The following is a 20,672-nucleotide window of genomic DNA, read 5'->3' as shown; positions in this document are numbered from 1 at the left end:
TGCCGATTGGTCGCTGCGAGGACCATTTCGGTTCCGAAGAGCGTCGGGCGGGCGTGATGCGGGTCATAAACGGCTTTATCGGGGCAATCGAGACCGTGAAGCCCCGGTGGAGATGTTTCGCCGCAGGGAGCGCCGTAACAAAATTGTGCTGAGAAATCAGGCGTTCAGAGCAGGAATTCACATTTTACTTGAAGCAGTTCAGTTGGCGTTCACTTGGGATCGTCAAGTCCATATAATGGGGAATTACGGCAAGCCAGAATTTTTGAGTAAATTCAAAGCGATGAGGTAGAACCATGACACTTCCGATCGGCGCCACCGCCCCCGACTTCGAAGCTGAGACCACCGAAGGGAAGATCAAGTTCCATGACTGGATCGGCAACAGCTGGGCGCTGCTGTTCTCGCACCCGAAGGACTTCACGCCGGTTTGCACCACCGAGCTCGGCGCCCTCGCCAAATTGAAGCCGGAGTTCGACAAGCGCGGCGTCAAATTGATGGGCCTCTCGGTCGACCCGGTCGATCGCCACTCGAAATGGTCTGAAGACATCAAGGAGACGCAAGGCGCTGCCCCGAACTACCCGATGATCGGCGATACCGATTACAACGTCTCGAAGCTGTACGGCATGCTGCCGGCCGCGATCTCGGGCGATCCCCTCACCCGCACCGCCGCCGACAACCAGACCGTCCGCAACGTCTTCATCATCGGGCCGGACAAGAAGATCAAGCTGGTGCTGGTCTATCCGATGACCACAGGCCGAAACTTCCAGGAGATCCTGCGCGTGATCGACTCGCTCCAGCTCACCGCCAAGCATCGCGTCGCGACGCCTTCGGACTGGAAGCAAGGTGAGGACGTCATCATCGCGGGCTCGGTCTCCAACGACGAGGCCAAGACGATCTACCCGCAGGGCTGGAAGGAGCCGAAGCCCTACATCCGCATCGTGCCGCAGCCGAAATAACTACCTGTCATTCCGGGGCGATGCGTCAGCATCGGCCCCGGAACGACGAGTTAGACCTTACGCCGCCCGCTGGCGCCCCTTTAGCGGTGGTTCACAGCCCGTACGCTCGACGATTTCCAAGACGTAAACAAGGACACGCTCTGATCCCGCCAAGCCCCCCGCCTGTCATCGTCTGGTTTCGCGACGACCTTCGCCTGTCGGATCACCCCGCCCTCCACGCCGCCGCCAAATCCGGCGCGCCGGTAATCTGCCTCTATGTGCTGGACGATGCGGCCGGCCGTGCGCCCGGCGGCGCGGCGCGATGGTGGCTGGCGCAGTCACTCCGGGCGCTCGGCACGGACATCGCGGCCCGTGGCGGATCGCTTGTCCTGCGCAAGGGACCGGCGGCCAGGGTGATCCCGAAAGTGGCTCGCGACAGCGGCGCCGGTTCGGTCCATTGGAATATCATCGCTCAGTCCCCGCATCAGGCGGTCGAGAAACAGCTCGAGGCGGCGCTGGCAAAGCTCGGCGTGGGCTCGCAAAGTTTCCCCGGCGACCTGCTCGTCCCGCCATCGGCCATCCGCAACAAGGAAGGCCGGGGCTTGCGTGTGTTCACGCCGTTCTGGCAGCGGGTGCTGTCGCTCGGCGATCCGCCCAAGCCCTTGCCCGCACCGAAGCAGCTTCGCCCCGGAGCGAAAATCGCGAGCGACAGGCTGGAGAGCTGGATGCTCGAGCCGAGCAAGCCGGACTGGGCCGGCGGCCTGCGTGAGAGCAGGACGCCGGGTGAGGCGTCGGCCCGCGCCCGCCTGCGCGACTTCCTCAAGCACACCGCGCGCACCTATAGGGGCGACCGCGACCGCCCAGATCGCCAGGGCACCTCAGGCCTGTCGCCGCATTTGCGATTCGGCGAGCTCAGCCCGCGCCAGGTCTTCCACGCGGCGCGCTTCGCCGCGGCCGAGAATCCGGCGCTCAGCTTGGGTATCGACAAGTTTCTGAGCGAGCTCGGCTGGCGCGAGTTCTGCCGCCACCTCCTCCACGATCACCCGAACCTCGCCACCGAGAGCCTGCAAACCAACTTCGACAACTTTCCCTGGAAGCCCGATAACAAGGCGCTCGCCGCCTGGCAGCGCGGCCGCACCGGTTATCCCCTCGTCGATGCCGGCATGCGCGAGCTCTGGCACACCGGCGTCATGCACAACCGCGTGCGGATGGTGGTCGCCTCGTTCCTGGTCAAGCATCTGCTGATCGACTGGCGCGACGGCGAGGCGTGGTTCTGGGACACGCTGGTCGATGCGGATGCCGGCAGCAACCCTGCCAACTGGCAATGGGTCGCCGGCTGCGGTGCCGACGCCGCCCCCTATTTCCGCGTGTTCAATCCGGTGCTTCAAGGCGAGAAGTTCGACCCTGACGGAACCTATGTCCGGCGCTGGGTGCCGGAGCTGAAAGACCTGCCGGCGAAGTTGATCCATCGGCCTTGGCAGGCGACGCCCATCGAGCTTGCGAGCGCTGGCGTGACGCTCGGCAAGACCTATCCGCACCCGATCATCGACCACGCCAAGGGACGCGAGCGAGCGCTCGCCGCTTACGCAACGATCCGCAAAGGTTGAGCCTTGCTTTGACACAATCATGAAACCCGCTATCGTCATCGCTCCATGCAAACCGTGGGGGACACGATATGGACGACGACAAGCCGATCTCCGAGCAGGCCATGGAGACGATCACCACCGCAGTGGAAGCGACCAAGGACGCCGCCGTCGCCGCCGTGAAGAAGGTGAAGAAGGCAACCAAGAAGGTCGCAAAGAAAGTCGCGCCGAAGAAGGCGTCCAAGAAGAAGGCCGCCAAGAAGTCTTCGAACAAGGCTGCAAAGAAGTCCTCGAAGAAAGCGACCAAGAAGGCGGTGAAGAAATCCGCGAAGAAGGCCGCGGCCAAGTCGAAAAAGAAGGCCAAGAAGGCCAAGCGCTGATCACAGCGCTTGGATGATGTCTCCGGGTGCGGGCCCGCCCGGAGACCGCTCCTGCGAACCTCTATCCCTGCTTTTTGGCTGCGCGCCTGCCCGGATGATGCTTCCCTTTCGGATCGCGAAACTCGCTGCGATGGCCGCGCCGGTCTTCAGCGTTGAAACGCCGCCGCTTCGCAGGTGAGCCGAACGCCTTGATCACCTTCCTGCCCTTGACCTTCTTGATGACGTAGCCGCCTTCGGTCATCGAGAACGGCGCCTTCAGCGTACCGTTGTGGTCGAACCTGGTACCGCGGGGATGCTTGATGGGTTCGAACCAGGACGGATAGACGAAGTTCGACATCGGGAAACCGCTGACGAGGAAGCCATCCTCCTCCACGGCGTCGCAGACCTCGTAGGCGTATTGGGTGTTCCGGTCCTTGTCGGCCCAGAGATTGGCCAGGGGATCGAGCACCATCTCGAACAGCTCGTGTGACGCCGCCATGCTGACCGGCTCGTCGCCGAGCGCCTTGACGAAGATCTTCGAGATCGGCTGGCCCTGATACGTCAGCTCGTGCCGCCCGAGCATGTTCTTGTCGGAGGCGTCGTCGAAATAGACGAGCTGCCAGTCGGTGTGTTTCGGTTTGCGCGTCACGTAGAGATCGACGGGATAGCCCCAGACCGGCAGGAAGTGCTCATCATAGCATTTTTGCAGCGCCGCGGTGAGTTTGCCCATCATGCCGCTGTCGATCGTCTCGTCAGCGTGGTTGATGCAGGCAATCCGGACCGGCTTCAGGGAACGGCCGAGCAGTGCTCGCTTCGCCTTCTTCTTCATGGAAATCACCGCGTGAGAGTTCAGCTGAATTGCGATCAGCCTATCACGATGCCCTCGGCACGCCAGGGATGTATTCCGGCGGCGTGGCTTAGGAGCCGAAGCGTCGGTTGACCACGAACACCGCGGCCGCGCACATCGTCATCCCGGCGATCGCCAGAGCATCGAGCTTCTCGCCGAACAGCACATAAGCCATCAGCGCGGTCACGGCGGGCACCAGATAAAACAGGCTCGCAACCGATGTCGCCGCAGCGTGACGGATGAGCCAGTACAAAAGGCTGATCGATCCGATCGAAAGTGCGATCGCGAGCCAACTGAGCGCGAGCACGAACTCGCGCGTCCAGTGCACGACCCGGTCCTCGAACAAAAGGGCGCCGGCTGTGAAGAAGATGGTGACCGCCACATATTGCACGAGATTGCCGGCCCGCCAGTCGATGTGACTGCAGAAGCGGCGCTGATACAGCGTGCCGAGCGTGATGCTGACCAGCGACACCACTGAGGCGAGCCAGCCCGGTCCGGCTTCGCCAGTCATCGGGCGCTCGTGCAGAATCAGGGCCACGCCGCCGAGCCCGAGCACGAGACCTGCCCACTGCACCGGCCTCACCTTCTCGCCGAGCCAGCGATTGGCGATGGTCGAGGTCAGAATCGGCTGCAGGCCCGGAATGAGCGCGGAGAGGCCTGCCGGAATCGAATGCGCGATCGCGATCGCGGTGCCGCCGAGATAGAAGCCGTGGACGAGTATGCCGGCGACCGCGCTGTGCGCGATACCGACTCGATCAGGCCATTTCGGGCGGGTAATGCCGGCGATGATCGCCATCAACCCGACCACCACCGCCATACGGATGGCGAGATAGGTCAAGGGATCGGCGTTGTTGATGACGTATTTGGTGCCGATGAAGCCGGTGCTCCAGAGCAGGACGAACAGGACAGGCGCTGCGCGCGCGGCCAGATGATCGTGATGATGATTCATTTGCCGCCTCATTGCCCGAGCGGCGACGGTGCGGCAATGTGAATTTCTGATGCTGCGCTGCGACGGTGCACAGCCGCTCAGCTCAGCCCATCACCACTCTTCCGGACAGGGATCGATGATCTTCCAGAGCTCGACCCCGTTCTTGATCTTCTTCATGTCGGTGGTCAGCCCGCCATTGCGGCGAATCCAGTCCTTCACCGTGTCAGGGTAGTAGGACATCAGGTCGGAGGTCCCCGCTGCGCTGGTGACCTTGATTCCAAAGGTGAATGCCTTGTCGTAATAGGCCTGGTGGAAGCCGAGACTCGCCTTTGGTGTCACGCAGATCTTGTTCAGCGGCACGATGCCGAGCACGAGCGTGCAGGCCGAGTTGCAGATCCCGTCGATGATCACGCGCTCGCCGGTGTCGCGGACGCGCTTGTACTTAGCTTTGTACTCTTCGACGTAGCCTCCGTGGTCGCGGGTGATGTGCAGTTCAGCCCGTGCGGGCGCGGCGGCGACGAAGAGCAACAGCAGGCTGAGGAGCGTGATGCGCATGGCAGGTTGCGATGAAAACCTTGCAGGAACGTACCGGCCCCTCGAAGAGGACCTCAATGAAAATCCCCAAAGGAGCCGGGGGCGGAATCTTTGACCGGATTCTCTTTGGCCATACTTGTGTGGGGAATTCGTTAAGCATCCCGAAAAGGCCAAAAATGGGCAGGCCCGACCGCGCTTCCGGCAATTCTGTCACACCCACCCGGGAATCTGCGGGATTAACCCCGCTTTCCGGGCCCCGGATGGGTGCCCTGGCGGTCCGAAATGGCTATAGATGGGTGACCGATTTGCGTGGGTCCGGAGAATCGACATGAGCCAATTCAAGCTTGTAGCCGCGGTTGCTGCCTTGTCGGCCGCAATTCTAGTCCCCAGCCTCGCGGAGGCCAGGGGCCATCACCGCTATTACGCCAGTCCGCTGCCCTACCCGATCAGCTATCTGCACAATTACGGCCCGGGCATCACGCCCGGTACCTTCGCCTTCTACGACGGCCCATCGACCAACCACTGCTATCAGAGCGCTGCCGCCTATGTCGGCCAGGACAGGCGGCGCCACCCCTGCTTCTGAGGGGCGTGGCCACAGCCAAGCGGGCGGCTAGCTGAGGATCTGCTCTCAGCACTCCATTTCGGTTCTGCCACAATTTGATCAGAACACCTTCGATACCCTGTGTCGCGTAAGCGGAGGAAGACATATGAAGCTTAAAATCGGCCTTGTCGCCGTGTTCCTGCTCGGTGCACTCGCGGCATCGTCGTCGGTCGCATCGGCCATGCCGGTTGCGCCAGCACCTGCGCCCCCGCAGCTCTCAGACGTCGAGCAGGCCCGCACGGTCTGCAATGCCTGGGGACGCTGCTGGTGGCAGCCGAACGTCTATTACGGCTACGGTTACGGCCCCGGATATTATGCGCCACCACGCTATTACGGCCCGCGCTACTATCGGCCGCGCTATTATGGATATTATGGCCGCCGCTGGTGAGTTTTGAAGGGGCCCTCTGGGCCCCTTCGCTTTTGCGAGATGGCGCTGGAGTCCGCTGCAGCTGAAGCAACTCCAAGACTGATCTAGATCAAAGATGAAGTTTGCCGTGCCGTCATGCTGCGCGGATGACCGATTTGATAGTATTCCGGTGCCCGCGGGCGGGCAGAATCTGCAAGCACATCTTGAAAAGCAGCCAAGCCGGGAAGGACGAAGCTTTGCATCCTTCGCCTGCAGGCGCCTCCATTTCATGACCCTGCTGCCCGCGCAGCGGATGAACCGGAGAGGTTTGACGTAGCCACGCATCCGGTCCCCGTGTCCGCAATATCAGCGCGGGGAATCCTGTTTACTGAATCGTCGCGTTTCGCCATTGATCGGCGCATCGACGTTCATTTCGTTGTCACATTGCAGCATTCGGCCAGACGCATGTTCTTCGACGCTCTTGCCCCCTCCTCCGCGCTCCAGCTGACCCGGTTTACCGATGTCGACGCGTTTCGACCGGCCGAGTCCCTGGAGGACGCCCGGAGCATTCCGCTTGATGTCGCCAATTTCGCAGCGGCGCGCGCCATCGTGAACCTGCCGGGGTGTCGGATCATTGTGGCGAGGTCATTCGCACGCATTCTCGATAGCGTTTACCGCGCGCCAGGCGGCATGGTGATTCTGCCGATGACCGACGATCTGCGGGCCAGTTCGAGCGGGGTGGATATCGACTCGCGCTTCTTCATCGCCTTGCGCGGCAACCACCATTGCCATTTTGTCGAACCGCGGATCAATCACCATGCGCTGATCATGTTCTCCCCCGCACTCGGGGATCGCGGCTGGTTCGATCGCCCCGACACTTTGTGGGTTCGTATCGCGGACCCCGCTGCGCATCTGTACGCGCGGCAGCTTGTGCAAGATATCTTGCAGACCGCGTCCATACAGCCGGATATGTTCGGAACGCCGGAGGTCGCCGCGCACCTTCAGGAGGGCCTTTTGCTCGCCTTCGACGAGTTGTTCCGGATCAACCCGTCGCGCGATCGCGGCGCTCCACGTGCGGGCGCACGCTCAGCCAGGCTCGTGCAGCAGATCGACGACTACGTCACAGCCTATCCAACCGCTCCGATCTACACAGCCGATCTCGCCGATGAATTTGGCGTCTCGATCCGCACCCTGGGCGGTGCGGTGGCCAAGGTGCGCGGGATGAGCCTGCATCAATACATCCGGCTGAAGCGGCTCTGGGCAACCCGCTCACAGCTCCTCAGAAGCGGTGCCGCCTCGGTGGCCTCGTGCGCGCGCGCCCAAGGCTTCCACCATCTCGGCGAGTTTGCCGCAGCTTACCGCGCGACCTTCCACGAAGCGCCCTCGGACACGCTGGCGCGAGCCCGGCAAACCGGTTTTCCGGCGAACTGACATCTTCACCGTACTAAGAGGTGGATGGGCAACAAGCCGGCCTGGACGGAGGGAAGACCCTGGGCAGCTTACGAATGGCGCGCTCGGAAGGATTCCAAGCCTCCGACCCTCGGAATCGAAATCCGCTCAGTCCGCAAGCAGTTAGAGTGGATGTTTCGTCGCCTTGCCGCGGAGTTGCGTCTCTCTCCTGCGTGCTCATCGACCAGATTGTTGGGTAGGTCTGAATGCTCGGCGAAGCGATCCGGCCGGACGCTTGAGCGCCACGCCGGTGCCGCACGCCTCAAGCGCAGGTCCGCAATGGCGGCTCCGGATATCCCGCCGCCCCCGTTATCGCGAATGCGTGTGGGGACGCCCCCTTGACGCCCGAGTCTTTCCATCCATATACCATCCATATGGATGCCAAGGGGATGCTATGTGATGCCGAGTAACGTTCACGAAATCCGACCAAAGCCGTCCGACACGGAAAAAATCACGATCAATCTTGGTTTTGTCGATCTCGGTCAGGTCGACTTGATGGTGCAGGAAGGGTTCTACTCGAACCGCACGGATTTCATCCGGACCGCGATCCGCAACCAGCTCGAACGCCATGCCGACGTGGTCAAGCAGTCCACGGCGCGAAAGAGCCTGGACCTGGGCTTGCGAAACTACAGCCGCGAGGATCTCGAGGCGGCGCGGCGGGCGGGCGAGATGCTGCATATCAATGTTCTGGGCCTCGCGACTATCGCCCAGGACGTCACGCCCGAGCTTGCCCGCGCGACGATCGCCTCGATCTCCGTATTAGGAGCTCTGCACGCGAGTCCGGCCGTCAAATCCGCCCTCGCTGACAGAACGAGGTAAGGCCATGCTGAAACTGGATATGGTTCGCGAAGCCACACGCCTGACGCGGTCGGGCCAGCTCGTTGAGGCCACCGCGCTGATCCAACGCATGCTTAGGGGTGAGAGCGCGCCGGACGTCACCGCTCCCGGCACACGCCGCTCTCCCGCGACAGAAAGAAAGCCGCCGATCATCGACGCCAAGCCACACGTGGCCGCGACGAGGAGTCCGCGTCGCACAGCCCGTGCGCCGGTGGATCTCGCCAAGAATCTCCCTGGGCTTGGCCTCGGAGGACCGCTGCGGCGCGCCCCGCCGTCCATGGCGGACATCGTGCCGGACGGCACCCGGTTCGTCGAAGGTAGCTACTGCAACGCTGCGGGAAGCCGCTCCTACCGGCTCTTCATCCCCAGCGGCTATCATGGACAGGCCATTCCGCTCGTGATCATGCTGCACGGTTGCACGCAGTCGCCGGAGGATTTCGCCGCCGGCACGCGGATGAACTTCATCGCCGAAGAACAGACCTGCTTCGTGGCCTATCCCGCGCAACGAGCCGAAGCGAACCAGGCGAAATGCTGGAACTGGTTTCGTCCAGCCGACCAGCAGCGCGGTGGGGGCGAGCCTTCGCTCATCGCCGGCATCTCCCGCCAGATCATGCGCGACTATTTGGTCGATCGGGAACGCGTCTACGTCGCCGGACTGTCCGCCGGGGCCGCAGCCGCGGCCGTCATGGGATCGACGTACGGCGATCTGTACGCGGCGATCGGCATTCATTCCGGACTGGCCTGCGGAGCAGCCAGCGACCTTCCCTCCGCGCTGATGGCCATGAAGCAAGGCGGCGGACCTGAGGCAATGCCGGGCGACGGCCCGCCCGTGCCGACAATCGTCTTCCACGGCGATCGCGACACCACGGTGCATTCCAAAAACGGCACTCGGATCGTCCGACAGTCGATCGGCGCATCCCGCACGAAGGCGAAGGTGCACCGCGGGCGGGTACCTGGAGGGCATGCCTACACCCGCACGGTCCACACCGACGTCGGCGGGCGGGGAATCCTCGAACACTGGGAAATCCACGGAGCCGGACACGCATGGTCGGGAGGCAGCCCTGCCGGCTCCTACACCGATCCGGACGGACCGGATGCGACGAGGGAGATGCTGCGTTTCTTTCTCGAACATTCGTTGCAGAGGAGACGAAACTAGCGTCACTGCCAGCGACTCACAGTCACTTCGCGCAGCGCGCGCAGAGGTTGGCAATTGACCCATCGTCTGGCGAACGCAACGGCGACATCCATTCAGAATGCGGCATCTGATGGCGTTCAGAATGACAATCCTGAGACAGCCAAAAGCGCTTGATAGTCATCAGGGTGAATGGCGCGCTCGGAGAGATTCGAACTCCCGACCCTCGGAATCGAAATCCGATGCTCTATCCAGCTGAGCTACGAGCGCCCTGACCCGGGTGAGGGGCCACAAACCGACTGCCTCGGTCGTACGCTGGTGGGCCGGCGCACCGACGGCGTTCGGATCGGTTCGAATTAGCAGAGAGGTCGGACAATAAAAAGCCCTTCCCGCCTTCATCCAGGTGGGATCAGACCATTCTTACCAGGTCGTGTCGAAAAGACCGAAATGCGGCTGCTGTGCCACCTGCATCATCGGCTGGCCGCGCCGCGGCGCCGAATGCGCCCGAGCCACCTTGCGCTTGGGCTGAACTGGGGCCTGAACCTGCGCCTGCGGCTTCCCCTCGGCCTTCGGCGTGAATTGGGCAAATGTCTCGCGCACCCGCGCCTTCGCGGAGGCGTCAGCCAATGGGTCTGCCTGCGCGGTCGGCTGAGGTACGGCGGCCGCGGTCTTCATCACCGGCGCGGCGATGGTCGGCTGGCTGGTGTCGAGCACGACACGTTCAGGCAGATGACGGTCGGACCGGATTCGGATCAGCGGCTGGTCGTAGCTTGCAGCTGCAACGGTCTGCACGGCCGGCAACGTCGGCCAAACGAAATCAGTTGCGAATAACAGTGCGAGCAACGCTCCACCGACGAACAGGAAGTACCGAAAGATGGGCATTGACCGCGCTCCGCCCCCCGCATCCGCGCGTGGGCTTTTCGCCTTAACCGGCGATCCTTTAATTGGTTCCTGGGCCCAGCCTTTGGTTCAAATGGCAACGCCAAGATTTTCGGCCAAGGGGCGTGCAAGGTAACTTTTCCGCTAGCGGAATGTGCAGCCCTTAGGCGCGCCGCGCCGTCACGAGCGAGCACTTCGCCTGGTCGGCGTTCACGTTGACGAATCCGACCGGGACGTGGGCAAAGGTCTTGCGGCTCTTCATGCCAACGGTATCGGCCAGCACGCGGCTGCGGTCCGTCAGATGGCTGCCGTCGCGCCGCGCAAAAGCGCAGACGATCTCGACATCCTTTACAGCATAATCATTGTCATTCCGCACGGTGAAGGTCACCAGCGCCTTCGAGCCAAGGCCGCCGCGCCTCCAGGTCTGCGAGGAGATCCTCATTCGGTCGAGCTCGGCGTCCCCCGCAGCGGGGGTATCGGAGGCCGCCGCCGGGGGAGCCGGATTGTCGCCCGCCAAGGCGAAGCTCACCAAGGTCGATTTCACCGGTTCGGTTTCAGCGACATTGCCTTGGGAAGGATGCGTCGTCAGCCCGAGGGCACCGCCAACCACGAGTGCAGCCATTAAGAGGCCGCGCTCGACCCGGACGTTTGCGGACTTCGTACCCTCGCCATTCCTGACGAAGGTTCCCGGTCCGATCGGAGCAAACCCTTCGCTCATGGGTGCGTCACTCGCCTCCTCTTTCAACCGGTGAGACGAGTTCAGGTTCCCGCATCCATGCGAATTTCGGATAGGAGCCATAGTGTCCATCGCCTAACATGCGCTGCGACATCGCGAACGCCCTGCCGAGAGGAATTGAAATGCCAATCATCGTCACCTGGGATCACGTCCATCTGCGCAGCCCCGATCCGGAAGCGACCGCGACGTGGCTGCAGGATATCCTCGGCGGCGAGATCGTGCGCGCGCCAGGGCGCATCGATGTGAACCTCGGCGGCGCAAGGATCTTCATCGCGCCGCTGGAAGGCGACAGCGCCGTCAGCCCGCCGCCTCCTCACCCTCATCAGGGCCTCGACCATTTCGGGCTCACGGTGAAGGACATCGATCTCGTCGCCGCCGAGATCAAGGCCAAGGGTGTGACCTTCACACGCGAGCCGACCACGATCCGGCCCGGCGTCCGCGTCTGCTTCATCCGCGGTCCCGAAGGCATCTCCATCGAGCTGCTCGAGCGCGACAAGAAATACACGTGATTCCTCAGGGCCTAAGGGCGTTGCCCGTCATTTCAGTGTCACAGATACAACGGGCGGGCAGCCAAGCGAAACTGCCGCGTTGCGCGAGGGGTTGCGCTTTGGCATAAAAGCCTCACCGGTTTAGCCATTGGGCGATGGCGTCCGGCCGACGGGCGCAATGAAGAACGGCCTCTATTCGATCCATGTGAGCCTGCTCGATGGCCGAGCCGGCAAGGGTAGCGGCGTGATTCTTTTTCGCGACGGCAAAATCCTTGGCGGCGATGCCTACCTCTACTACACCGGCAGCTACGTGGTGAAGGACGACCACACGTTCAAGGGCGAGGTGCTGGTGCAACGGCACACCTCGCCGCGCGGCGACGACAATCCGCTGTTCGGCGGCCCTGCCCCCGTTGGCATCGGCGTCAGCGGCACCTACACGGAAACCCGCGCGGAGATGACCGGCACAGCGCTGGTTGGCAAGGCCAGCCTGATTTTCGGCGCCACCCTGCACAAGCTTGTAGACGCCGACTAGCCACAGATCTATTCGGCAGCCTGCTCCAGCGGCGCCGTGCGCGGCAGGATGATCTGGATCCGCGTACCGCTGCCCGGCTCGGAAACGAGATCGAGTCGCCCGCCGAGCCGGTTGGTGACGATGCTGTAGACGATGTGCAGCCCCAAACCGGTGCCGCCTTGGTCGCGCCGCGTCGTGAAAAACGGATCGAAGGCGCGGCGGCGCACGTCGAGCGACATGCCGCAGCCATTGTCTGAGACGATAATCTCGACATTGTCCTTGCCGGATTCGCGCACCTGGATGTCGATGATGCCAGGACGTCCGTTCGGAAAAGCATGCGCGACCGAATTCAGGAACAGATTGGTCAGCACCTGGCCGTACGGGCCGGGATAGCTGTTCATGGTCAGGTTAGGCTGGCACTCGACGTTGAGCGTGAGATTCTGCTTGCGCAGCCCCGGGCGCAGGCTCATCACCACCTGCTCGGTGAGGTCGGCGAGGTCGAAGCTGCGCTGGTCAGAGTAGTTGCGGTCGGCCGCGACCTGTTTGAAGGACTGGATCAGCTCGGCGGCGCGGTTGAGATTGGAGACCAACTGCGAGGAGGCGTCGCGGCTGGTGTTGAGGTAATCGTTGAGGGTCGAGCGGCGAAGCTCGCCGCGCTCGACCTCGGCACTGAACATCGCGGTCTTGCGCTCCAGCGCCGAGGCGACAGTCAGGCTGATGCCGACGGGGTTGTTGACCTCGTGCGCCACGCCGGCGACCAGGCGTCCGAGGGCCGCGAGCTTTTCGGCCTCGATCAGCGAGGCCTGGGTCTCGCGCAGATTGCGCAGCGCGGTCTCAGCGGAGTCCTTGGCCTTCCGCATTTCCTGTTCACCGCGCTTGCGCTCGCCGATGTCGAGCGCCACGGTGACGATCCGCTCGATCTCACCCTCGGCATCGAGCAGCGGCAGCTTGTTGACCAGCCATTGCCGCATGTTGCCGGAGGCGTCCTTGTACTCCTCCTCGTAGAATCCGAGCCCCTTTCGCAAGGCCAGCACGCGCTTGTCGTTCTCGTCGGTCTTGGCGGCGCCGTAGCGCGACATCAGATCGGCGGTGGTGCGGCCGAGCGCATCGCCGGGTTCGATACCGAAGATGCCTGCCATATAGCGGTTCATCAGCACGTAACGGAGGTCGCGGTCCTTGACGTTGATGACGGCGGGCACGGTGTCGATGACCTGCTGGAGCAGGCGCCGGCCTTCGGCGATGGCATCTTCCGCCCGCTTCTGGTCGGTGATGTCGCGTAACGTACCCTCGTAGCGGACGATCGTGCCCTGCTCGTCCCGTACCCCCGTCGCACTGTCGGAGAGCCAGAGGATGTTGCCGCTGCGTTGGCGTACCTGGTACTCGAACTCGCGCACAATGCCGTCGCGATGCATCAGCCGCTGGTACTCCACGCGGGCCTCGGGATCGACATAGATGGTGTGGGCGATATCGTTGATGCTGTCGATCAGGTGCTGCGGGCTGTCATAGCCCATCATCCGTGCCAGCGCCGGATTGGCGTTGAGGAGATCGCCTGCCGGCGTCGTCACGTAGATGCCGTCGACCGACCCCTCGAATAGCTTGCGATAGCTCTCTTCCGCCAGCCGCTGCTCGGTGAGCGCCCGCACCGCCGCTTCGCGTGCCGTGTCGGCCTCCTCCAGCGCGCGGCGGAACACCTCCGCCGCGCGGGCAATATCGCCGATCTCGTTGTTGAGATCGGCCGACGGGATCGAGGTCCTTTTCTCGCCCGCCGCGAGGGCACGAATGGAGCGCGCGATCTGGGCCAACGGACGCACCGTCCGCCCCACGACGAAAACGGCGGCGAGGATGCCGATCAACACGCCCATGCTGCCGAGCACGATGCTCTGCCAGCGCGCTTCCGCAAGCGTCCGGGCGAAGTCGCGCGACAGCACATGGCCGCGGCGGTCGCTGACGTCACGGAGCAATTCGGTGACGCGGCCGATCAACCGGCCCTCGGTTCCCAGCACCTCACGATCGATATCGGCGATCTGCCGTTCGCGCACCGCGACTGCGATGATGGCATCGGCGTAATTGTTCACCGCGGTCTTCAGCTTGCCATCGGCAATGTCCATTGTCCGCATGCCCAGCGCGGCCTGTTCGGCTGCGGAGGGATTGCGCGCGAGCAATCCAAGCGCGATCCGGCTCTGGGCCTCCGACAGGCGCGCGGCGAGATCACGGTCGCCGCTTTCGGAGACCGCGGCGTCGAATTGGTCGCGCAGCGGGGGCAGCCCGGCTAGCAGTTGCGCACGGCGATCGATCAAGGTCGATATCCGGTCCAGCCCGCTCCGGTAGGTCGCAAGCCGCTCGGAGACGCCGTCGATCATGTCCTGCTGTTCGGGCGCCAGCTCGATTCGGGTCTTCTTGAGGATGTCGCTCAGCGTCGAGGCCGCCTCGCCGACCTGTTTGAACTGGATGCCGGCGCCGGGATCGGTGACGAAGTCACGCGCGGCGAGCCGCAAATCGTTCATGCGGCGGTCGATGTCCTCTGCGAGGTCGCCGACGCTTTGCAGCCGCTGGAGTTCGGCGAAGGTGGCGTCGATATGCCGGATCGCGATCACGCTAGCAGTCGAGGTGACGATGATCACCGCCAGCACCAGGATGAAGCTGCCGAACGTCATCTGGCCGATCGACAGCGAAAACGATCGCTTCTGCGGCGGATTCGGTGGCGTTTCGACGGACATTGGGGCTGAACCGGACTCCATACCCGCCCTATATACGCCGTATCGCCCCTCCGGGGGAACATGCCTCCGCGAGGCGGAACGGGTTGTTTTTCATGATGGTTTAGCGACGGCTGGGCCGCCGGGCCGGAAACCTGAGGTCCATGGCGATCGGTCCACGCTGCCATGGACGAACTTCAGGGCCTCGGCGCTCCCCAATACTTCGTTTGATATCGAAGTATTCTAGCCGACCGCGCCGACCTCGAACACCTCACCGTCATAGCCTGCTTCGCGGGGGATGCGGAGCTGGCGGCCGGTTTCGGTCTTGGTCATGACCGGCATCACCGTGACAATGGACATGCCTTTGGCATGCTCGAGTGCCGCCTTCACGTTCGGCTGCTTGGCGAGCCGGATCAGATTGCGCGTGGTCGGGAACGGCAACTTGAAGCGACCGCTCTCACCGCCCTCCACTGCCTCGCGCGCCGACAACCAGATCGAATCGGTGGACTCGCGTCCATCATGCGCGCCGAGCTGGTCGGGCGGTGCTGCGGCGAGGAAGAACCAGGTGTCGAAGCGCTTGGGCATCCCCTCCGGCGTGATCCAGTGCGCATAGGGCACGAGCGTGTCGAGCGCGAGCTGGAGATCGTTATCGGCGAGAATGCTCAGAAAGCTGATCTTGTGCTCGTTGAGCGCGACGCGATGCGCGTCGGCGATCTCGCCGGCGCGCTTCGCGCCGATAGGCGTGTTCGAACCCTTCGAACGCGCCAGCAGGATGCCGCTCTCTTCGAACGTTTCGCGGATCGCGGCGATCCGAAAACCGCGGTCCGCTTCGCTCAAGGCTTCACCGCCCGAGTAGAGATCGGAACGCTTGACGATCTCCTGATCGCCGGCATCCACGCTTCCCCCGGGAAACACCAGCGCGCCCGAGTTGAACTCGATCTGATGATGGCGCACCATCATGAAGATCTCGACTTCCTTCGCTCCGTCACGAAGCAGAAGGATCGTCGAGGCCGGGCGTGATGCTGATGTCTCGGGCATTCAACTAACCTGCGGCGCTGGATTGCGGGCCGAGATTGGCGCGCTTGTCGAAACGAGCGACGCGCGACAAGAGATAATCGACTTCCGCCTTTGCCGTTGCCGTTATCGTTGCCCCCGGCTTGCGCTGTGCGCTGGAGGCGATGATGCCGCGCTTCTGCAGCACGTATTTGCGCACGGTGAGGCCGACGCCGGGCTGCTGCTCGTAGCGGATCAGCGGCAGATGCGCGTCGAAGATGTCATGCGCGGCATCGCGCTTGCCGGCCTTGGAAAGGTTGACGACGTCGATCAGAAGCTCGGGGAAGGCGTAGCCGGTCATGGCACCGTCGGCGCCGCGCTCCATCTCGAAGTCCAGGAACGTGCCGCCATTGCCGCAGAGGATCGAGAGCGGACGGAGCGAGCCATCCTTCTGGAAGCCGCGCAACGTCGTGATCTTCTCCAGGCCCGGCCAGTCCTCGTGCTTGAGCATCACGCAGTTCGGATTGTCCATGACGATCTTGCGGATCACGGCGGGAGTGAACACCACCGTGAGCGTCAGTGGATAATCTTGGAGCACCCATGGCACGTCGGGGCCGATCGCCTCGGCCGCCTGCTTGAAATACCCGACGATCTGGTCGTCGGTGCGAAGCGAGGGCGGCGGCGCGATCATGACGCCGGCGGCGCCCGCGTCCATCGAGGCCCTGGCCAGCGAGCGCATGGTGGCAAAGCCGGGCGCCGAGACCCCGACGATCACCTGCATCTTCTTGGCGCGCTTGACGTAGCGCACCGCCACCTGCTCGGCTTCGGCGGCGTCCAACTTCGGAGCCTCGCCGAGAATCCCGAGCACCGTGACGCCGTCGCAGCCGACCTCCTCGTAGAAATCGGTCAGGCGATCGATCGAGCGCTCGTCGATGCGGCCGTCGTCGTGGAACGGCGTCGGCGCGATTGCGAAGGTGCCCTTAGCGTCGGCGGTGAGTCTCATCAGTCTCTCTCTCTTTCTCCGTCATTCCCGGACGCGCGGAAGCGCGAAGCCGGAATGACACAATCAGCCTAAAACCGCCGCGCGCCCATCTTGATCTGCTCTTCGGAGAAGAAGATCTCCCGGGCATGCTCAACGATGTCCTGGGCGTTCCAGCCCGTGTGCGGCGGCTTCCAGCCTTCCATCTCCATCATCCGCATTTCGCGCACACCACGGGGCCCGGACACGCCCAGCACCTTGCCGGTCTGATCGCCGGACAAATCGCTGACCATGTATAGCACGGCCGGCGCAATGCCGTCCGGCCCAAGCGCCGCCGAGGGGTTCTCCTTGTAGCGGGGCAGGTCTGCGGTCATGCGGGTCAGTGCGCCCGGGGCGAGCGTCCAGATCCGGATGTTGTACTTCCGGCCCTCGATCGCCAGCACGTTGGAGAGGCCCCAGATGCCGCCCTTGGCGGCCCCGTAATTGGTCTGGCCGAAATTGCCGATCAGCCCTGAGGTCGATGAGGTGTTGACGATGACGCCGCCGCCGTTCTCCCGCATCCAGCGAAACACCGGCATCGTGCAACAGAAGGTGCCTTTCAGATGCACCTTGATGACCCTGTCCCAGTCGGCCTCGGAGGCTTTGTGAAAGGTCTGGTCGCGCAAAATGCCGGCATTGTTGACCAGGATGTCGGCTCGGCCAAAATGCTTGATGGCGTCGTCGAACACCGACTGGCCGCCTTCCATGGTCGAGATGTCAGCGCCGTTCGCGACCGCCTTGCCGCCCTCGGCCTTGATCGCGTCCACCACGAGCTGCGCCATCGAGGTGTCGGCGCCGGAGCCGTCGCGGGGCCCGCCGAGATCGTTGACGACGACCGAGGCCCCTTCCCGCGCGAACAGCTTTGCGTAGGCCTCACCGAGCCCCCCGCCCGCGCCGGTGATCAGCGCGACCTTGCCGTCGAGTAATCCCATGATGGTTTCTCCCTGTTTTGCTGTTCCCTGTCCGAAACGCGATGCAGCGTGAAACGCTGCGTCCGGGACACGAGATCTCCCTAGCCGAGCACCGTCTTGCCGTTCTTGATCACCGTAACGCCGCGCGAATTCACCTTGGCTTCGAACGAGATCACATTGCCGTCCTTCCAGAGGTCCATGGTCACGGTCTCACCGGGATAAACAGGCGAGGAGAACCGCGCGACGTGCTGGCGGAAGGCTGATGCGTCGTAGTCGGCATAGGTCTGCAGCACACCACGGCAGGTGATGCCGTAGGTGCACATGCCGTGCAGGATGGGGCGCGGGAAGCCGGCCTTCCTGGCGAATTCGGGATCGCTGTGGAGCGGGTTGCGATCGCCGCAGAGGCGATAGACGAGCGCCTGGTCAGGGCGCGTGACGATGTCGATGGTCTTGTCGGGTGCGCGCGAAGGCATCTTGTGCGGATCGGGCTGAGCCAGGTTCGGCCCGCCGAAGCCGCCATCACCGCGGGCAAAGCGGGAGGCGACCAGCGTGGCGAGCTTCTCGCCCTTCTCGTTCTTCAGCACGGTCTGGTGCGAGATGACGACGCCCTTGTCCTTGCCCTTGTCGTAGACCTCGACGACGGAAGAATCGGCGGTGATGTTCGCGGCCACGGGCAGCGGCTGGTGAAAGGTGATGTCGCGCTCGCCATCGACCACCATGACGCGGTTGAGGTTCATCTCGCCCGGGCCCGAGCCCCAGGCCGCGACGGAGGCAAAGGTCGGCACCACCTTCAGCGGCCGCGGCGTGAAGGTACCTTCATTGACGAAGGCGAGTTCGTTCTCGTCCAAGGGATCGGCACCGAGGCCGATGCCGCAGGCGTAGAGCATCACCTCGCGATCGCCATAGGCATATTTCTGGCCGAGGTTTTTGAGGGCTTTGAGCTCTTCGTATCTGGCGGACATTTGTTTGTGTTCCTCCCGGCGTCTGTCTCAGCGAGCAGCGGCGCTCGTTAATGTGCCCTCTCCCCTTGTGAGAGAGGGCGACGAGAGCCGTGCGGCAAACTCGTTTGGGTGAGGGGTTGCTTCCTCGGCAAAAGTCTCTGTGGAGAGAACCCTTCATCCGGTGCTTCGCGCCACCTTCTCCCGCAAGGGGAGAAGGGAAGTAAGAACTACACCGGCGTGAAGAACGGCAGCGGTGCCCCATCGGTCGGCTTGAACACCACCTTCACCTTCTGACCGATCTTCAGCTTCTCGATATCGCAGTCGACGAAATTGGTTTGCACCGACGGGCCCTCCTTCAGCGTGACGTAGCCGATGGCATAAGGACCGCTCGGCGACTTCCGCATCAGGCTCCAGGTGTAGATCGTGCCCTCGCCCGACGCCTCTTCCCATACCGTCTTGTCGGAGTAGCAGAACGGACAGATCGAGCGCGGGAAGTAGTGCGCTTCGCCGCAGGCGGTGCAGCGCTTGATCATGAACTTGCCCTGCCTGGCCGCGTCCCAGAACGCCGCGGTTTCCGGATTGGTCACCGGGGCCGGATACTTCCTTGCTTCGCTCATCACACGCGCTCCAGAATGGCCGTCGAGGCGGCGTGGCGGACACCCAAGAGACCGCCGGTGCCGTGGGCGATGGCGAGATCGCAGTTCCTGACCTGCACCTTCGGATGCGCCTCGCCGCGCAGCTGCCTGACGGCCTCGATGATCTTGGTCATGCCGCCGCGATTGACGGGATGGTTGCTGCAAAGGCCGCCACCGTCGGTGTTGAATGGCAGCTTGCCGACCCCGGAAATCAGATTGCCGTCGGCGACGAACTTGCCGCCCTCGCCCTTCTTGCAGAAACCGAGGTCCTCGAGCTGCATCAGCACCGTGATGGTGAAGCTGTCGTAGATCGAGGCGTATTTGATGTCCTTCGGCGTGATACCGGCTTCCTCGAACGCGCGCGGGCCGGACCAGATGCCGGCCGAGTATGTGAGATCGAGGTCCTTGCCGCCGCGCGGGCCCTTCATCGCCTCGCCATGGCCGATCAGCTTGACCAGCGGCTTCTTCAGGGTCCTGGCGATCTCGGGCGTCGTCACGATCAGCGCGCCGCCGCCATCGGAGACGACGCAGCAGTCCATGCGATGCAGGGGATCGGAGATCATCGGCGAGTTCAGGACATCCTCGACGGTCACAACGTCCTTGAGCATCGCATGCGGATTGTATTGCGCGTGGTGCGAGGCCGCGACCTTGATCCAGGCGAGCTGTTCGCTCGTCGTGCCATAGTCGTGCATGTGGCGCATGGCACACATGCCATAGGCATTGTGCGTGGTCGCGCCGTAAGCGGATTCGAAATCGAGCTCGGCCCCGGCGGCCCGCGGCGGCATCACGCCAGAGCGCGGCTTGCCGGCGAGCGTGATCAGCGCGATCGAGCACTTGCCCGCCGCGATTGCTTCAGCCGCATGGCCAAGGTGGATGATGTAGGAACAACCACCGGTCTCCGTGGAATCGACGTGACGAAGTTTTTTCGTGTTGAGACCGAGATAATCGACCATCGGCCAGGCGCCCCCGGGCGCATCGCCCGCGCAGAAATAGCCGTCGACATCGTCCTTGCTGATCCCGGCATCCTCGATCGCCCCCTTGGCGACCTCGGCGTGGAGCTGGGCGGTGGATTTGTCCGGCGCATGCCGGGTCGGGTGCTCGTAGATCCCGGCAATGTAGGCCTTGCCCTTGATGGTCAAAACAGAGGTCTCCGCTCGCGTTTCTTCTTGGCTCTTTTTTCTGAACCGCACCGGGCGGATTGGCAAGCGCGGAAATATTCCGTCGGGCGAGAGGACAGCGGGTGGGCGCAAGCGAGGTCGGTCATGGAGGGCCGCTCTGCTCCCGCGCCGTCCTGCGAGCGCAGCGAAGCAATCCAGGAC

22 protein-coding genes and 1 tRNA gene are annotated in these 20,672 nt (G+C 63.4%); 10 read left to right on the top strand and 13 right to left on the bottom strand.

Translation table 11 applies throughout. From position 1 onward, the window contains the following. The first annotated feature begins 293 nt into the window (after window positions 1–293). From ACVWZ4_RS26845 to ACVWZ4_RS26835, 3 genes are all read left to right on the top strand, one after another. Window positions 294–953 (top strand): peroxiredoxin, encoded by a 660-nt coding sequence (locus tag ACVWZ4_RS26845; protein ID WP_092238821.1) that lies wholly within the window; start codon window positions 294–296, stop codon window positions 951–953. Window positions 954–1,096: 143 nt separating this feature from the next. Continuing rightward, window positions 1,097–2,539 carry a cryptochrome/photolyase family protein gene (locus tag ACVWZ4_RS26840; protein ID WP_456742271.1) on the top strand — a complete coding sequence of 481 codons (1,443 nt, stop codon included), beginning with the start codon at window positions 1,097–1,099 and terminating at the stop codon, window positions 2,537–2,539. A gap of 68 nt (window positions 2,540–2,607) precedes the next feature. After that, window positions 2,608–2,895, top strand: coding sequence for a histone (locus tag ACVWZ4_RS26835; RefSeq protein WP_456735413.1), 288 nt, complete (start codon window positions 2,608–2,610; stop codon window positions 2,893–2,895). 61 nt (window positions 2,896–2,956) lie between these two features. Here ACVWZ4_RS26835 and ACVWZ4_RS26830 read toward each other — a convergent pair whose 3' ends face one another. The 3 genes from ACVWZ4_RS26830 to ACVWZ4_RS26820 all read right to left on the bottom strand — a co-directional run bounded on the left by ACVWZ4_RS26830 (window position 2,957) and on the right by ACVWZ4_RS26820 (window position 5,204). Further along, a complete protein-coding gene (locus ACVWZ4_RS26830; RefSeq protein ID WP_456704033.1) occupies window positions 2,957–3,703 on the bottom strand; it encodes a hypothetical protein in 747 nt (248 codons plus the stop codon). Between the two features lie 88 nt (window positions 3,704–3,791). Then, window positions 3,792–4,670, bottom strand: a complete 879-nt coding sequence (locus ACVWZ4_RS26825; protein ID WP_456741523.1) for a DMT family transporter — start codon at window positions 4,668–4,670, stop codon at window positions 3,792–3,794. Between the two features lie 90 nt (window positions 4,671–4,760). Continuing rightward, window positions 4,761–5,204 carry a hypothetical protein gene (locus tag ACVWZ4_RS26820; protein WP_456735415.1) on the bottom strand — a complete coding sequence of 148 codons (444 nt, stop codon included), beginning with the start codon at window positions 5,202–5,204 and terminating at the stop codon, window positions 4,761–4,763. Window positions 5,205–5,511: 307 nt separating this feature from the next. On the opposite strand from ACVWZ4_RS26820, the gene ACVWZ4_RS26815 reads away from it, so the two are divergent. From ACVWZ4_RS26815 to ACVWZ4_RS26795, 5 genes are all read left to right on the top strand, one after another. Continuing rightward, window positions 5,512–5,766, top strand: coding sequence for a hypothetical protein (locus tag ACVWZ4_RS26815; protein ID WP_456704036.1), 255 nt, complete (start codon window positions 5,512–5,514; stop codon window positions 5,764–5,766). 124 nt (window positions 5,767–5,890) lie between these two features. Continuing rightward, window positions 5,891–6,172: a hypothetical protein gene (locus ACVWZ4_RS26810; protein ID WP_456704037.1), complete on the top strand. Its 282-nt coding sequence runs from the start codon at window positions 5,891–5,893 to the stop codon at window positions 6,170–6,172. A 423-nt stretch (window positions 6,173–6,595) separates the two neighbouring features. Further along, window positions 6,596–7,561: a helix-turn-helix domain-containing protein gene (locus tag ACVWZ4_RS26805; protein ID WP_456741522.1), complete on the top strand. Its 966-nt coding sequence runs from the start codon at window positions 6,596–6,598 to the stop codon at window positions 7,559–7,561. Between the two features lie 417 nt (window positions 7,562–7,978). After that, complete coding sequence (locus ACVWZ4_RS26800) at window positions 7,979–8,398, top strand: CopG family transcriptional regulator (RefSeq protein WP_407179934.1); 420 nt, start codon at window positions 7,979–7,981, stop codon at window positions 8,396–8,398. A 4-nt stretch (window positions 8,399–8,402) separates the two neighbouring features. After that, window positions 8,403–9,572: an extracellular catalytic domain type 1 short-chain-length polyhydroxyalkanoate depolymerase gene (locus ACVWZ4_RS26795; RefSeq protein ID WP_456741521.1), complete on the top strand. Its 1,170-nt coding sequence runs from the start codon at window positions 8,403–8,405 to the stop codon at window positions 9,570–9,572. Window positions 9,573–9,741: 169 nt separating this feature from the next. Here the strand turns inward: ACVWZ4_RS26795 and ACVWZ4_RS26790 are convergent. The 3 genes from ACVWZ4_RS26790 to ACVWZ4_RS26780 all read right to left on the bottom strand — a co-directional run bounded on the left by ACVWZ4_RS26790 (window position 9,742) and on the right by ACVWZ4_RS26780 (window position 11,145). Beyond that, window positions 9,742–9,818: transfer RNA gene (locus ACVWZ4_RS26790), tRNA-Arg, on the bottom strand. A gap of 150 nt (window positions 9,819–9,968) precedes the next feature. After that, window positions 9,969–10,430 (bottom strand): hypothetical protein, encoded by a 462-nt coding sequence (locus tag ACVWZ4_RS26785; protein WP_456741520.1) that lies wholly within the window; start codon window positions 10,428–10,430, stop codon window positions 9,969–9,971. Between the two features lie 160 nt (window positions 10,431–10,590). Then, window positions 10,591–11,145 carry a hypothetical protein gene (locus ACVWZ4_RS26780; protein ID WP_456735420.1) on the bottom strand — a complete coding sequence of 185 codons (555 nt, stop codon included), beginning with the start codon at window positions 11,143–11,145 and terminating at the stop codon, window positions 10,591–10,593. 140 nt (window positions 11,146–11,285) lie between these two features. Here ACVWZ4_RS26780 and ACVWZ4_RS26775 point away from each other — a divergent pair, with 140 nt between their 5' ends. Together ACVWZ4_RS26775 and ACVWZ4_RS26770 are read left to right on the top strand one after the other, a co-directional pair. Continuing rightward, window positions 11,286–11,672 (top strand): VOC family protein, encoded by a 387-nt coding sequence (locus ACVWZ4_RS26775; RefSeq protein WP_456704042.1) that lies wholly within the window; start codon window positions 11,286–11,288, stop codon window positions 11,670–11,672. 157 nt (window positions 11,673–11,829) lie between these two features. Further along, window positions 11,830–12,183 (top strand): GrlR family regulatory protein, encoded by a 354-nt coding sequence (locus tag ACVWZ4_RS26770; RefSeq protein WP_456704043.1) that lies wholly within the window; start codon window positions 11,830–11,832, stop codon window positions 12,181–12,183. An 8-nt stretch (window positions 12,184–12,191) separates the two neighbouring features. Here the strand turns inward: ACVWZ4_RS26770 and ACVWZ4_RS26765 are convergent, their stop codons facing one another. The 7 genes from ACVWZ4_RS26765 to ACVWZ4_RS26735 all read right to left on the bottom strand — a co-directional run bounded on the left by ACVWZ4_RS26765 (window position 12,192) and on the right by ACVWZ4_RS26735 (window position 20,492). Then, entirely contained in the window at window positions 12,192–14,879 is a 2,688-nt protein-coding gene (locus ACVWZ4_RS26765) for a PAS domain S-box protein (RefSeq protein ID WP_456741519.1), read from the bottom strand. Between the two features lie 219 nt (window positions 14,880–15,098). Next, window positions 15,099–15,893 carry an NUDIX hydrolase gene (locus ACVWZ4_RS26760; protein WP_456741518.1) on the bottom strand — a complete coding sequence of 265 codons (795 nt, stop codon included), beginning with the start codon at window positions 15,891–15,893 and terminating at the stop codon, window positions 15,099–15,101. A gap of 4 nt (window positions 15,894–15,897) precedes the next feature. After that, window positions 15,898–16,851 (bottom strand): dihydrodipicolinate synthase family protein, encoded by a 954-nt coding sequence (locus ACVWZ4_RS26755; RefSeq protein ID WP_456735423.1) that lies wholly within the window; start codon window positions 16,849–16,851, stop codon window positions 15,898–15,900. Window positions 16,852–16,919: 68 nt separating this feature from the next. Next, window positions 16,920–17,798, bottom strand: a complete 879-nt coding sequence (locus tag ACVWZ4_RS26750) for an SDR family oxidoreductase (protein WP_456704047.1) — start codon at window positions 17,796–17,798, stop codon at window positions 16,920–16,922. A gap of 80 nt (window positions 17,799–17,878) precedes the next feature. Next, window positions 17,879–18,739 (bottom strand): MaoC/PaaZ C-terminal domain-containing protein, encoded by an 861-nt coding sequence (locus ACVWZ4_RS26745; RefSeq protein WP_456704048.1) that lies wholly within the window; start codon window positions 18,737–18,739, stop codon window positions 17,879–17,881. A gap of 206 nt (window positions 18,740–18,945) precedes the next feature. Beyond that, window positions 18,946–19,335 (bottom strand): Zn-ribbon domain-containing OB-fold protein, encoded by a 390-nt coding sequence (locus ACVWZ4_RS26740; protein WP_456735425.1) that lies wholly within the window; start codon window positions 19,333–19,335, stop codon window positions 18,946–18,948. After that, window positions 19,335–20,492 (bottom strand): thiolase domain-containing protein, encoded by a 1,158-nt coding sequence (locus ACVWZ4_RS26735; protein ID WP_456741517.1) that lies wholly within the window; start codon window positions 20,490–20,492, stop codon window positions 19,335–19,337. Before ACVWZ4_RS26735 ends, ACVWZ4_RS26740 begins: the two co-directional genes overlap by 1 nt. Between the last annotated feature and the right edge of the window lie 180 nt (window positions 20,493–20,672).

It is taken from the genome of Bradyrhizobium sp. USDA 4472 (genome assembly GCF_054058595.1).
The sequence above is the reverse complement of the archived record's forward strand: the minus strand, read 5'-3'. Positions and strand labels throughout refer to the sequence as shown.

Excerpts from the sequence above, each read along its gene's own strand:
- ACVWZ4_RS26740 (WP_456735425.1), bottom strand. The coding sequence starts at position 19,335 with ATGAGCGAAGCAAGGAAGTATCCGGCCCCGGTGACCAATCCGGAAACC.
- ACVWZ4_RS26845 (WP_092238821.1), top strand. The coding sequence starts at position 294 with ATGACACTTCCGATCGGCGCCACCGCCCCCGACTTCGAAGCTGAGACC.
- ACVWZ4_RS26820 (WP_456735415.1), bottom strand. The coding sequence starts at position 5,204 with ATGCGCATCACGCTCCTCAGCCTGCTGTTGCTCTTCGTCGCCGCCGCG.
- ACVWZ4_RS26745 (WP_456704048.1), bottom strand. The coding sequence starts at position 18,739 with ATGTCCGCCAGATACGAAGAGCTCAAAGCCCTCAAAAACCTCGGCCAG.
- ACVWZ4_RS26755 (WP_456735423.1), bottom strand. The coding sequence starts at position 16,851 with ATGAGACTCACCGCCGACGCTAAGGGCACCTTCGCAATCGCGCCGACG.
- ACVWZ4_RS26800 (WP_407179934.1), top strand. The coding sequence starts at position 7,979 with ATGCCGAGTAACGTTCACGAAATCCGACCAAAGCCGTCCGACACGGAA.
- ACVWZ4_RS26805 (WP_456741522.1), top strand. The coding sequence starts at position 6,596 with ATGTTCTTCGACGCTCTTGCCCCCTCCTCCGCGCTCCAGCTGACCCGG.
- ACVWZ4_RS26825 (WP_456741523.1), bottom strand. The coding sequence starts at position 4,670 with ATGAATCATCATCACGATCATCTGGCCGCGCGCGCAGCGCCTGTCCTG.
- ACVWZ4_RS26815 (WP_456704036.1), top strand. The coding sequence starts at position 5,512 with ATGAGCCAATTCAAGCTTGTAGCCGCGGTTGCTGCCTTGTCGGCCGCA.
- ACVWZ4_RS26780 (WP_456735420.1), bottom strand. The coding sequence starts at position 11,145 with ATGAGCGAAGGGTTTGCTCCGATCGGACCGGGAACCTTCGTCAGGAAT.
- ACVWZ4_RS26750 (WP_456704047.1), bottom strand. The coding sequence starts at position 17,798 with ATGGGATTACTCGACGGCAAGGTCGCGCTGATCACCGGCGCGGGCGGG.
- ACVWZ4_RS26835 (WP_456735413.1), top strand. The coding sequence starts at position 2,608 with ATGGACGACGACAAGCCGATCTCCGAGCAGGCCATGGAGACGATCACC.
- ACVWZ4_RS26795 (WP_456741521.1), top strand. The coding sequence starts at position 8,403 with ATGCTGAAACTGGATATGGTTCGCGAAGCCACACGCCTGACGCGGTCG.
- ACVWZ4_RS26765 (WP_456741519.1), bottom strand. The coding sequence starts at position 14,879 with ATGTCCGTCGAAACGCCACCGAATCCGCCGCAGAAGCGATCGTTTTCG.
- ACVWZ4_RS26770 (WP_456704043.1), top strand. The coding sequence starts at position 11,830 with ATGAAGAACGGCCTCTATTCGATCCATGTGAGCCTGCTCGATGGCCGA.
- ACVWZ4_RS26810 (WP_456704037.1), top strand. The coding sequence starts at position 5,891 with ATGAAGCTTAAAATCGGCCTTGTCGCCGTGTTCCTGCTCGGTGCACTC.
- ACVWZ4_RS26830 (WP_456704033.1), bottom strand. The coding sequence starts at position 3,703 with ATGAAGAAGAAGGCGAAGCGAGCACTGCTCGGCCGTTCCCTGAAGCCG.
- ACVWZ4_RS26785 (WP_456741520.1), bottom strand. The coding sequence starts at position 10,430 with ATGCCCATCTTTCGGTACTTCCTGTTCGTCGGTGGAGCGTTGCTCGCA.
- ACVWZ4_RS26775 (WP_456704042.1), top strand. The coding sequence starts at position 11,286 with ATGCCAATCATCGTCACCTGGGATCACGTCCATCTGCGCAGCCCCGAT.
- ACVWZ4_RS26760 (WP_456741518.1), bottom strand. The coding sequence starts at position 15,893 with ATGCCCGAGACATCAGCATCACGCCCGGCCTCGACGATCCTTCTGCTT.